Here is a 12,550-nt window from a genome sequence, read left to right on the forward strand (position 1 = left end):
AGACATGAAAAAAAATACAATCATATTTCTCATCACTGCGTTAATTACCTTCTCCTGCCAGGATTTCCTTAACGTAGTACCTAATGAACTCATATCCGAAGAGGATGTGTACGACAATATCAAAAATGCGGATGCGGCTCTTGCCAATCTTTACAACGCCCTGCCCAATGACGGTTTTCCGGAACCTGAGCTTGGTGCAGGAACAGATGAGTGTAAACATCACTGGGAAAATCCGCCCATACTTAAATATAATCTGGGAGCCTGGGGACCAACTGACAATCCCTATGATAACTGGACGGCTCGTTACCGCAACATACGTGCTGCTAATATTTTCCTGAAAAATATAGAAAAAACGACTATTCCGGGTGACCTGGCATCTTACTATACGCCACGTATTCCAAGGTATGTTGCAGAAGCCCGCTTTCTTCGTGCCATGTTTTACTTCGAGCTGTTCAAACGTTAAGGCGCAGTTCCTCTTACACATGACGTGATGAACCCTGCTGATATTGCCGGTAACCAGGTATCCCGGAATTCTGTTGACGAAGTTGTTGCATTCATAAGTTCTGAGTGTGATGCCGCGGCAGCAGGTCTTCCGCTTTCTTACTCAGAAACGCCCGAGGAGCTGGGACGTATCACCAAAGGCGCTGCACTTGCCCTTAAAGCAAGAACGCTTCTTTATGCCGCGAGCCCGCTCTTCAACGGTAATCCGCTTTATGCCAATGTTAAAAACAGCGATGGCAAAGCGTTGTTTAATACAACTTATGATAAGGAAAAATGGAAAAAAGCGGCTGATGCAGCAAAAGCGGTGATTGATTTGGGGGTATATAAACTGTACTCTCCCAGCCCGGAAAACCCTGTCAATAATTATGCACAGCTGTTTTATACAAGAGAGTATAATGAGACAATCCTGCCTTACACCTTTGGAGATAATAATACTTTTGAATCCAATTATCTTCCTAACGGACAGCCATATAAAGGAAATGGCAAGATGAGCGTGACCCAGGAAATGGTAGATGCTTATGAAACTGCAACGGGTTATCCGATTACGGACCCTGCTTCGGGATACACGACAGCAGGATCTTGGAACGGCCAAATGTGGGATGGATTGAAACAGGCCAATGTTACTAACATTTCCAATATGTATAAAAACCGTGATCCAAGATTTTATGCTTCCATCTTTTTCCAGTATTCTGTTTGGCGGACGGCTGTTATTACCCGTCCGGTAAAACTGGCCTGGTTTGGTGCAAACGGCGGAAATCTTTCAGACGGATGGCCTAAAAACGGCACTAACTGCGAAAGTGGTTATAACTGGCGCAAATGGTGTTCACCTAATGTCGACCGTAATGCCAACACGGGAAATGCTGCACGCAATTACCCAATCATTCGCCTGGCTGAAATGTACCTTAACTACGCCGAAGCTATGAACGAATACCTTGCCGCTCCTGATGCAAGTGTTTACGCAGCAATAAATACGGTAAGAAAACGGGTTTCCATGCCAGATTTGCCTATCATAACCACCGACGCAGGTAAAGACGGAATGCGAAAAAGAATCCAGAATGAAAGGCGTGTCGAATTTGCTTTTGAAAACCACCGTTTCTGGGATGTACGCAGGTGGCTTATTGCAAAAACGGTTGATAACGGACCGGTACATGGCTTAAATGCCCGTCCAACCCAGGCCGAACTGGAATCGACCGGCTTGCCAACAACCAGTGAAGCAGCAGGCGTTGCTGTTTTTTACAAAGTTGTGATATTACAAAACAGGGTATTCAAAGACAATCACTACCTGATGCCGATCCCTCAATCTGAAATAGACCGTGATCCGAATCTGGTTCAGAACTACGGCTGGTAATTTCTAACGTGTAGTTAAAAAATAAATAACTTGAGGGTGTCTCATAAAGGCATCCTCTTCTTGCTTGAGCTTATGATGTTTTAATTTAATTGTCCTCCTACTTCTTTTCAAATTCGATTGAATTTCTTATCTTCAGGTATTGAAAAACACTTGAAGATGAGCAGAAAACAACCTACTTTCAAGCCATATAATCAACAGCAGATCATGCTGTTGCCTACAAGTCTAGAGGATTTGATTCCTAAAACGCATCCAGTCAGAATTGTTAATGACGTAATTAACAAGATTAATCTTGACCCGCTTAACGCAGCTTACAAAACCAGGGGATCTTCCAGTTATCATCCACAAATGCTTCTAAAAGTGCTGGTTTACGGCTATGTGAGCAATGTTTATTCCAGTCGAAAATTGGAAGCGGCTTGCAAGGAAAGTATCTACTTTATGTGGCTGAGTTCGATGAGTTATCCTGATCATAATACGATTAACCGTTTTAGAGGCGTCCGCCTAAAAGAAGCTTTGCGTAATGTTTTTGAGCAGGTGGTCCTGCTTTTGGCCGAAGAAGGATTGCTAAGTATAGAGGAGATTTTTGTTGACGGTACTAAAATTGAGGCGAATGCCAACAAGTATACTTTTGTCTGGAAAAAAGCCATTCAGGCTAATAAAGAGAAAATGAAAAAGCAGCTTGGCCAGATCTGGGAGTATGCCCAAAGTGTGGCCAGCAAAGAAGATGAGCTTCCTGATCCGCCGGATTTTACTGAAATAGATACAAAGAAAGTCCAAAGTACCGTTGATAAGCTCAACGAAGTACTCAGTAAAAAAGATGGTATCGACAAAAAAGTCAAGTCGAAACTTCGTCGTGTAACCAAAGAGTATCCGGCCAATATTGCTAAATATGAAAGGCAGGAGGCTATTTTAGGTCAACGAAATAGTTACAGTAAGACCGATACCGATGCTACTTTTATGCGATTAAAGGAAGACCATATGAAAAATGGGCAGCTCAAACCAGCTTATAATGTGCAAATATCGACTTCAAACCAGTTTATCGTTAACTATACGCTACACCCCAATCCAACAGATACAACCACATTAAATGATCATCTTGCCCAGCACGAAAACAGTTTTAAAAGTTTTCCAAAGGTAGTCACTGCGGACGCCGGTTATGGTTCACAAGAAAATTACACCTTACTAGAAGATAAAGAAATAGCCGCATATGTTAAGTATGGCTTGTTCGACAAACAGCAAAACAAAACCTATAACGCTAAGCGCCCTTTTAGTGCCGACAAACTTTTTTATAACCCACAAAATGATTGTTATATCTGTCCCATGGGCCAGCAAATGGAATACATCGGTAACAGTAAAAGGAAAACCAGCACTGGTTTTGAGCAGACATCCAAGATGTACCAGGCTAAGAATTGCTACGGATGCCCGTTAAACGGTGGTTGCCATAAGTCCAGCGGCAACAGGATCATTGAGATCAATGTCGAACTGGAACGTCAGAAAAAGAAGGCATATGAACTACTCAACAGCCCGGAAGGGATTGAGCGGCGAAAGAAAAGGTGTTTCGATGTAGAACCTGTGTTTGGAAATATAAAAAACAACCACCAGTTCCGTCGCTTCATGCTTAGAGGTAAAGAAAAAGTGGAGATTGAATGGGGATTACTGGCAATAGCACAAAATATCAGAAAAAAGGCAGCCTAAGAAGGGCTGTTTTCACTTCTAATTATCTTACAAAACTACCAGAATTGAATACAGAGATTTTTCCAATCATCAAATGAAAAATATACATCTATAACAAAAAAGGTGTCTCATTTTAAATTTGAGACACCCTCACGTTGCGTTTATATGTCCGGTTTTTGAACAAATGTTTTCTCTTATCTTTCCTTTCTACATTAACTAGTAGATTTCTGCCAAAAACAACTTGATAAATTATGCTTATCGCAATCAGAAATCACCAGCAAATGACTCATAGAACTCTGTTTATTTCTTCCTTAATTCTGATTTTTATATTTGCAAAACCCTTTTTTCAAACAAGTTTTGCACAAAAAAATAATTTACCCGAAGCAGATTGCCCCTGCCGGAAATTGGCTACCATAACGTTCCCCGGCGCAACCATCACAGCCGCAGAATGTGTAACATCCGGTTCTTTCACTCCACCTGGCAGTACGCAGCCAATCGAAAAACTGCCTGCTTTTTGCAGAGTTGCGGCAACTTTAAAGCCGACATCCGATTCAAATATCCGTATCGAATTGTGGCTTCCGCAAGCTGGTTGGAATGAGCGTTTTATGGGTACCGGAAATGGCGGTCTGGCAGGAGGAATTGCCTATGGCTCACTTGCAGGCGGGCTGAAACGGGGATTTGCAACGGCCAACACAGACATGGGAACTTACGGCGGAGCAGACGCACTCATCGGCCATCCTGAAAAATGGGCCGATTTTGGTCACCGCGCCACACACGAAATGACAGTAACCGGTAAAGCCATTTTACAGTCTTACTACGGAAAAGCTGCGAAACACAATTATTTCGTAGGCTGTTCCACAGGCGGCCAGCAGGCACTGATGGAAGCTCAGCGGTACCCCGATGATTACGATGGAATACTTGCCGGCGCGCCTGCCAATAACAGGACGCATCTGCACACGGGTTTTGTCTGGAATTATAAGGTAACCAACCAGTTTCCCGGCAGTGCATTATTACCCTCCGGTAAAACGAATTTTATAAATGAAGCCATTCTTAAAGCTTGTGCAGGAAAAGATGGCGGTGCTCCGGGAGATCACTTTTTGACCGACCCGCGGGCCTGCAACTTCGATCCGGAAACGCTGCCCAAATGCCCGGATGGAACGGATGAAGCAACCTGTATTACCAAAGCTCAGCTCGCCGCCCTCAAAATGATTTACACGGGCCCGATCAATCCGCGCACCGGTGAAAGAATTTATACGCCAATGCCGTTTGGAAGCGAAAATTCTTCTACGGGAATTGACTATCACCAAAATCCAAAACAAATGCCCCTGGCCCATTTTTACCAGCAGCACTGGCTGATGGGCGCAGAATTCAATTTTGCCGATTTTGACTTTGATAAAGATCAGGACCGGCTCGATTCTCTGCTTGCGCCTGCTTTGAACGCCAATAATCCGGATCTCGAACCTTTAAGAAAACGGGGAGGTAAAATCCTGATGTATTCCGGCACGGCCGATGCTATTGTGCCTTTTCAGGATGCGGTGAATTACTATGAGCGGGTTGTAAAAGCACAGGGCGGATTAAAACAAACCCAGCGTTTCTTCCGGTTTTTCCTTATCCCGGGAATGGGACACTGCGGCGGCGGCCCGGGTCCGAACGATTGCGGCCAAAGTCTGAGTACAAATGTTCCTCAGGATAAAAACCATGATGTACTTACTGCACTCATCAACTGGGTTGAAAATGAAAAAGCACCAGACAAAATAATCGCCACAGCTTTCACAGGCGGCGATTCAAAAAAAGGAATCCGCTTCCAAAGGCCGCTTTTCCCCTACCCTCAAATCCCGACTTACAGCAAAGGTGATGTGAATTTACCAGCAAGTTATAAAGGAGTTGTTTACCCGGAAAGAGAGGTTTTGAGGGTTGCAGAGCGGTATTTGAAGTGAAATGATATTATTGAAGCATTAAACTTTTATTCAAATTGCTGTCCGGTTTCACTCCTAGCACAAATTTTGCTGACTCCGCCTATCACCAAATCAGCAAAATCATGTTAGATAGCACTCAAACATTAACACCTGCTCCCGGCCCGGCTTACCGGCTTTAGGATATCTTTATCGGAACCTGGCATACGACGGGAAATATGAAAACCGGCGGTGAAAATGAGGATATCAAGATTGTTGGAACAGATACTTATGAGTGGTTTCCTGGCGGTTTTTTTGTTTTACATAAAGCAAATGTGCTTATGGGAACCGACCGCAAAGAAAGTATGGAGGTTATCGGGTGTGATGCCGCCACCAACAGTTATCCCATGCATTTTTTTGATAATCAGGGAGAATCAGGCATCATGCATACCAGCGAACACCATGGCATCTGGACATTTGCATCCGACACGCTCCGTTTCACCGGCGCATTCAGTAAAGATGCCAATACCATTTCCGGTATTTGGGAACAAAACCTAAACGACAGCTGGGAGCTTTTAATGGATATTAAATTGGTACGGCAATGCTAAATTCTGTTCAGGCTCACAGATGATCTATACTTTATCTCTTTTTAAAAAAATCCGCGCCAAAAGCCCTATAAAAACATAGCCCGGGAAACTTCCCGGGCCAGATCAATACAAAACACATCAAAGTTTTAAACCGTCGCAGGAATCGTATAAGGACCACGGTATTTGCGGGTTAGATATTTGTTCGCATCATCGTCTCCGACAAACTTCTCAGTTTTAGGATCGAATGTCAATGCACGGCCTGTGCGGTAAGCTATATTTCCCAGATGTGCCAAACCGGATGACAAATGCGCCGTTTCTACCGGACCATTGCAAATCTTTGGATCACGGGCTACTACGGCGTCAATAAAGTTTTTGAAGTGGTCGCCACCTGCTTTACGTGTCGGTCCGGGCTTTTTATCTTTACCTAAAAAGGTCTCATAAAAATCGTAACCCTTCACAACCAGGTAACCCTCGCTGCCATAAAATATATTTCCAATCCCGACGCCACCTTCTTCGTTGGTCATCCAGGGCCGTACTTCAAATTCGATAATCTTTTTTTCTTTTGGATAAACAAAAGAAGAGCTCAGTAATTCCGGCGTTTCCTTGGCATCGTCCCAAAGAAATTTACCTCCCGAAGAGGTTATTTTTTCAGGAAAAGTATCAACTCCCAGTCCCCACATACACATGTCGGTTTCATGAATTCCCTGGTTACCAATGTCGCCATTTCCATAGTTCCAATGCCAGTGCCAGTCATAATGCACATAGTTTTTGGAGAAAGGTTTCATTTCTGCCGGGCCAGTCCAAAGGTCATAGTTTAGTCCTTCCGGTACAGGAGAAGTTCCTCTGTCTCCAATATCCGGTCTCCATTTGTAAACCAGTCCCCGCGCCATATATACATTCCCGATCAGCCCGTCGCGCATGTGTTTCACTGCTTCCTGCAATGCAACTGAGCTGCGCAGCTGTACACCGTGCTGCACTACACGTTTGTATTTTTTGGCTGCGTCAATCATCTTTCTACCCTCGCTCAGATTATGAGAACCGGGCTTTTCCACATAAACATCTTTTCCTGCCTGCATGGCCCAAATGGCAGCAAGCGCGTGCCAGTGATTTGGCGTCGCAATACTTACTGCATCAATTGTTTTATCATCAAATACCTTCCGCAGATCGTTTTCTGTTTTTACAGTTTTGCCCGTTTTGGCAGTATATTCCTTTGCACGTGTTTGTAAAATATTGTTATCCGGATCGCAAAAAGTAGCCAGTTCTACATTACTCAGATTACTGAAACCGCTGATGTGGTTTTGTCCGCGGCCATTCACGCCCAATACGGCGACGCGCACACGGTCGTTGGCACCGAAAGCACTTGCCGGAATGATAGATGGAATGGACAAGGCAACAGCTGCACCAGCTGAGTTTTTAATGAAATTCCTGCGGGTCACTTGGTTATCGTCATGCATAGTTTAGAAATTTAGGAATAGCCAGGGTGAGGTATTTAATTAACCAGACGAAATTTCATAAATATTCCCTTACTGAATAATACAATTTATTTGCCCTTTTGTACTAATATTGACAAATGCTTATTTTATAACTCACGGACGACAGCGATATCAACGTTTCAAATTATATCCAATGATTAAAAAAATAATTACAGCGGCAATGATCTTCATCATGATGACTTGTTTGCAATTAACCGCCCAGGACTTCAAAGAAAAATACCGTCCGCAGTTTCACTTTTCACCAAAAGCCCACTGGATGAACGATCCTAACGGCATGGTGTATCACAACGGCATTTATCATCTTTTTTATCAATATTATCCCGATGCCAAGGTTTGGGGGCCGATGCATTGGGGACATGCCACAAGTAAAGACCTGTTTACCTGGAAAGAGCAGCCTATTGCGTTGTTTCCGGATAGTCTGGGTTACATTTTCTCGGGAAGTGCAGTTGTTGATGCTAAAAATACATCCGGTTTCGGGAAGGATGGCAAAGTGCCTCTGGTCGCTATTTTCACGCTTCATGATCCTGTTCAGGAAAAACAAAAAACCGGTAAACATGAAACGCAGGGAATTGCTTACAGTCTGGATGATGGAAAAACATGGACGAAATACAAAGCAAATCCTGTCTTGCAAAATCCTGGTATCAGCGATTTCCGTGATCCGAAAGTAATGTGGTTTGAACCTCAGAAAAAATGGATCATGACCCTGGCGACTAAGGATAGAATTACGTTTTATTCTTCACCGGATCTTAAATCCTGGACAAGTGAAAGCAACTTCGGAGCCGATGCAGGTGCGCACGGAGGGGTGTGGGAATGCCCTGACCTGTTCCCAATCATGCACAATGGGAAAAAGGTATGGGTTTTGATCGTGAATATCAATCCTGGCGGTCCAAACAAAGGTTCGGCCGGGCAATACTTCCTGGGCGATTTTGACGGAAAAACTTTTACTGCTTATTCAAAGGAAACCAAGTGGCTGGATTTTGGTACAGATAATTATGCGGCGGTAACTTTTTCCAATACCGGCAACCGGAATATTCTGCTGGGCTGGATGAGCAACTGGCAATATGCCAATCAGGTTCCTACCGATCCGTGGCGAAGTGCAAACACCATTGCACGTGAGCTGGGTTTGAAAACAGTGAATAAGGTAATCTATTTAACATCGGTTCCGGTCAAAGAACTTGATCTCTTGAAGGTAACCAGCTTTGATCTCAAAAATGTAAAGGTTAAAGATCAGCTTAATCTTACAGAGAAGGCTAACAACAAAACAGGACTTTTCAGGCTGGATTTTGATCTCAAAAATGCAGGAGATTTTTCAATTGTTTTAGCTAATAAGGAAGGTAATGAATTGATTGTGGGTTATGACAAAAAAGCCAACCAGTATTACATTGACCGTACAAAATCCGGAAAATCTGACTTTGAAAAAGGTTTTGCAGAAAAACATATTGCTCCGCGAATTTCCGTAGATGCCAACATGACCATTTCACTGGTAGCGGATGTTGCCTCGGTAGAACTTTTCGCAGACAATGGCCTGACTGTGATGACGGATATTTTCTTTCCCGAAAGTGTCATGACAGAATTTTATATCAAATCTGCATCAGGAATCACCATTGACAAGTTGAAATATACAGTTTTAAAAGCTTCAACGAAGTAAAAAAATGTAATTGCCACGAATACACTAGTGAGGAAGAATTCATTCCACAATGTAAAAAACCTATTCGTGGACATTGGTGGATCCGTGGCATAAATTAAAGATTCCCCACAGCCTGATGGATTTGTTTTACCGTGTCTCCGTAATTTTCTTCATCCGGCAGACCGAAAAGAGATTTTTCTTTGATGATTTTGGCTACATTTTCAGGAACCAGTTTTTCCCAACCCGGTTCTCCCCGTTTTATTTTTTCAAGAACGCTGTCCGTAGTCATGCTCATGTTCTCTTTGTTGTAATTCCTGATATCCTCGATTTTATCATTGATGACCAGATATTGAAACAAAGGACGTAAATGATCAGGGACAACAAAGTTTTCGCAGCTGTAAACTGAACCGTCCGGCTGCAAGGTGGGATAGATAAATAACTTTACCTTACGGCTGAACAGCGTAGCAAAGGATTCCAGAATACCTCCTGCCAAAAATTCATAATGTTTTTCTTCAAAAATATCCTGCAGACTCGGACTTCCCAGAAGCAATCCCGCCTTGAGTTTGGTAAGCCGTGAAAGGTATGCCACCAGACGGTAGTATTCGTGGTGGTTCGAAATCATTACCATGTGCCCGAGCGAGCAAAGAATGTCAACGCGGTCGAGGAAATCTTTTTCATCAATATCGCGGTCACCACTTTTCAGGTTGTGCAGCGTGAGTTCGGAGATCAGGACAACTTTGGACTCGTCCACATCCGGCTCTGCCAAAAACTGCTTCTGACCATTGCTGATCAGGTCAATATGTACATTGGTGATGGGGCGCAAACGGCCGCGCATCATCAGGATATGTTTTTTATATAATGCTTCCGAAGGCTGTAAAACCCCTCCATCGCTGCCGAAAAGTGCCGCATCCGTAAATCCGTTTTTAACCAGACGAAGACTCATCAGGCGGTTATCCACCTTCGCAAAATCCGCCCCGCTGAAACGAACCATATCAATTTCAATACGATCCGTAGTAAGATCGTCCATCAGGGAAAGTAAAAGTGTTTCGGGCGATTTATGATAAAAGAAACAACCATACATCAGATTTACACCAATAATCCCAAGCGCTTGTTGCTGCAATAGGTTTTCGTCATCGCGCATACGCACGTGTATGACCACATAATTTGTCGGTCCGCAGGGTGTGAGCTGAAACTGCAACCCGATCCAGCCATGCGATTCGTTTGTTTTCTGAAAATTCAGTGCAACTACGGTATTGGCAAAAGCAAAAAACTGACTTTCAGTACCACGTTTTTCTGAAAGGCGTTTTTCTACCAGATTGTACTCGCGGTTCAGCATTTTCATCAGCCTCGATTCGACCACATAACGCCCGCCTTCCTCTGTTCCGTAAATCGCGTCACTGAATGTCATGTCATAGGCCGACATGGTTTTTGCTATCGTGCCGGACGCGCCACCGGCCTTAAAAAAATAGGCAGCTGTTTCCTGTCCTGCTCCAATTTCCGCAAAGGAGCCATATATTCGGCGATCCAGATTGATTCTTAATGCTTTTTGCTTGGTGCCAAGATTCTTTTTGTACATAGCTGTATTTTAGTAAGATGAAGAGCTTTGTATGTAAATATAAGAAAAATACCACTTTCCATCATATTCACAGATGACAGATTATATATTAGAACAGAAAAATTCTATAAATTATTAATATTTACTGAAAATTTAATCTCTGCTTAATTTATGACGTCCGGTCCAGAATATTTATTTGTTTACGGAACCCTTATGCAGGGATACAACAATCCCTTTGCCCAAAAATTACAGGAAATGTCTGTTTTTGAAGGAAACGGCTTTTTTCGGGGAATGTTATACGCTGTAAGCTGGTATCCGGGAGCGGTTTATTTTGAGGAAAGTACAACACCGGTTTATGGTGAAGTTTACCGAATGTCAAACGTTCCGGAATTGCTTCGGGAGCTGGATGAATATGAAGATGTATTTGAGGATGAAAATATCAGCCTGTACGTACGAAGAGTTGTTCCGGTTGGTCTTGAAAACGGAAGTGTCGTTAATTGCTGGACGTATTTGTATAATCAGTCTGTTGATGTCTTACAGGAAATAGAAAGTGGAAATTTCCGGGATTTTAAAGGTGCATAGTTATACAGAGTGGACCCCGCGCGGAGCCACCTTAACTCTGTGAATCCGCGCGGCGTCCGCTCTGTGTAAACCTAAAACGATCATTCCGAATCCTTCACAACATATTTATTTACATGTTCCCGGTTCCACTCGGTCAGTTTGTTGCTGATAAATGTCAGTTTATACTCTTCGTCGGTATCGCTCTTATAACCAAGCACTTCCACTGCATGACCCTGATTACTCTTCGAAGAAGCTGTTATCATATATTTATTACCGAGAATTTGAATGACCTGTTCCTTCGTCATCCCGATCTCTACTTTTTTGATATTCTCATTCGTTTTCCAGGCGATGTTATTCATCGCACAAGCGTTCAGAAAACAAATTATCAAAAGAGCAATAACTGTATTTTTAATTTTCATTTTGATTTGATGGCTAATTCATCATAGCAACGCAGTAAAAAGAACTTTAATATTCGGATATTGAATTTCATAAGAAATTTAACATTGAATATTTCTAGGCCTCTCTGACTTTCTCACCAATAATCCTTAGTCCATCCAAAGTAAGTCTCCTGTCAATTTCCACGAATTCGTCTTTCAACGTTTCTATAATAGAAGACAAACCGCCCGTTGCAACGGCAATACAATCCCCTCCAAGTTCCGTGCGGATGCGGAGAATAAGGGATTTTACCAGCCCTTCATAACCCAAAAGAATACCGGCCTGAATTGCTTCCGTTGTATTTTTCCCGATTGCCGATGCAGGAAGTATCAGCGGAACCTCGGGAAGCTGGGCTGTATTGGCAAATAAGGCTTTTACTGCCGTTACCAGCCCGGGCAAAATTGCAACGCCCAGAATTTCTCCCTGTTTGGAGACTGTTGTAAAAGTAAGCGCCGTTCCGAAGTCGACAACCACGCAGTTTTGTTTGTAACGCGACATCACGGCAACCGCATTGGCGATCAGATCTGCCCCGATTTCATGCGGATGATCGATTGCAATATTCAGGTCCGGATAAATCTCAGGGCCAACCATAATGGTGTCTTCTCCGAACAAAGACTGCAGTACTTTTTGGATAATAGGCGTCATTGCCGGCACCACGCTGCACAAAACCACCGTTTCTACATCTCCAAACCACAAAGCAGCCTCGAGAAAATGAAGCCTCAGACGGGATTCGTAGTGCGCCTCACCCTCCTGCACCAGCGAACGCATCCGCCAGATGTGACTCCATGTACCTGAATCGTAAAGTCCGAAAACGGTGTCGGTATTACCAACGTCAACTGCTAAAAGCATAAAGTATTTTTAAGTCTCGGCGACAAATTAA

General features: G+C 43.3%; 11 protein-coding genes. 7 read left to right on the forward strand and 4 right to left on the reverse strand.

Going from position 1 to position 12,550, the window contains the following annotated elements; genetic code table 11:
• Positions 1–4 precede the first annotated feature (4 nt).
• The 5 genes from E0F88_RS17225 to E0F88_RS17245 all read left to right on the forward strand — a co-directional run bounded on the left by E0F88_RS17225 (position 5) and on the right by E0F88_RS17245 (position 6,020).
• Positions 5–463 (forward strand): RagB/SusD family nutrient uptake outer membrane protein, encoded by a 459-nt coding sequence (locus E0F88_RS17225; protein WP_131959524.1) that lies wholly within the window; start codon positions 5–7, stop codon positions 461–463.
• 27 nt (positions 464–490) lie between these two features.
• A complete protein-coding gene (locus E0F88_RS17230; RefSeq protein WP_131959525.1) occupies positions 491–1,849 on the forward strand; it encodes a RagB/SusD family nutrient uptake outer membrane protein in 1,359 nt (452 codons plus the stop codon).
• A 156-nt stretch (positions 1,850–2,005) separates the two neighbouring features.
• Positions 2,006–3,541, forward strand: coding sequence for an IS1182 family transposase (locus tag E0F88_RS17235; RefSeq protein ID WP_131959526.1), 1,536 nt, complete (start codon positions 2,006–2,008; stop codon positions 3,539–3,541).
• A 260-nt stretch (positions 3,542–3,801) separates the two neighbouring features.
• On the forward strand, positions 3,802–5,457 hold the full coding sequence (locus E0F88_RS17240) for a tannase/feruloyl esterase family alpha/beta hydrolase (protein ID WP_131959527.1): 1,656 nt from the start codon (positions 3,802–3,804) through the stop codon (positions 5,455–5,457).
• A gap of 167 nt (positions 5,458–5,624) precedes the next feature.
• Positions 5,625–6,020: a DUF1579 family protein gene (locus E0F88_RS17245; protein ID WP_262709892.1), complete on the forward strand. Its 396-nt coding sequence runs from the start codon at positions 5,625–5,627 to the stop codon at positions 6,018–6,020.
• 125 nt (positions 6,021–6,145) lie between these two features.
• Here the strand turns inward: E0F88_RS17245 and E0F88_RS17250 are convergent, their stop codons facing one another.
• The gene (locus tag E0F88_RS17250; RefSeq protein ID WP_131959529.1) at positions 6,146–7,453 is read right to left on the reverse strand and encodes a Gfo/Idh/MocA family protein; all 1,308 of its coding nucleotides are present in this window, start codon (positions 7,451–7,453) and stop codon (positions 6,146–6,148) included.
• A 172-nt stretch (positions 7,454–7,625) separates the two neighbouring features.
• Between E0F88_RS17250 and E0F88_RS17255 the strand changes: the two genes are divergently transcribed.
• Positions 7,626–9,140, forward strand: coding sequence for a glycoside hydrolase family 32 protein (locus E0F88_RS17255; protein WP_131959530.1), 1,515 nt, complete (start codon positions 7,626–7,628; stop codon positions 9,138–9,140).
• A 94-nt stretch (positions 9,141–9,234) separates the two neighbouring features.
• On the opposite strand, the gene E0F88_RS17260 is transcribed toward E0F88_RS17255, so the two are convergent.
• The gene (locus E0F88_RS17260; RefSeq protein WP_131959531.1) at positions 9,235–10,695 is read right to left on the reverse strand and encodes a nucleotidyl transferase family protein; all 1,461 of its coding nucleotides are present in this window, start codon (positions 10,693–10,695) and stop codon (positions 9,235–9,237) included.
• Positions 10,696–10,845: 150 nt separating this feature from the next.
• Here E0F88_RS17260 and E0F88_RS17265 point away from each other — a divergent pair, with 150 nt between their 5' ends.
• Positions 10,846–11,256, forward strand: coding sequence for a gamma-glutamylcyclotransferase family protein (locus tag E0F88_RS17265; RefSeq protein WP_131959532.1), 411 nt, complete (start codon positions 10,846–10,848; stop codon positions 11,254–11,256).
• 80 nt (positions 11,257–11,336) lie between these two features.
• On the opposite strand, the gene E0F88_RS17270 is transcribed toward E0F88_RS17265, so the two are convergent.
• Positions 11,337–11,654, reverse strand: a complete 318-nt coding sequence (locus E0F88_RS17270; protein ID WP_131959533.1) for a hypothetical protein — start codon at positions 11,652–11,654, stop codon at positions 11,337–11,339.
• A 94-nt stretch (positions 11,655–11,748) separates the two neighbouring features.
• The gene (locus E0F88_RS17275) at positions 11,749–12,519 is read right to left on the reverse strand and encodes a type III pantothenate kinase (RefSeq protein ID WP_131959534.1); all 771 of its coding nucleotides are present in this window, start codon (positions 12,517–12,519) and stop codon (positions 11,749–11,751) included.
• Between the last annotated feature and the right edge of the window lie 31 nt (positions 12,520–12,550).

It is taken from the genome of Dyadobacter psychrotolerans (genome assembly GCF_004349265.1).
GTDB classification, from domain to species: domain Bacteria; phylum Bacteroidota; class Bacteroidia; order Cytophagales; family Spirosomataceae; genus Dyadobacter; species Dyadobacter psychrotolerans.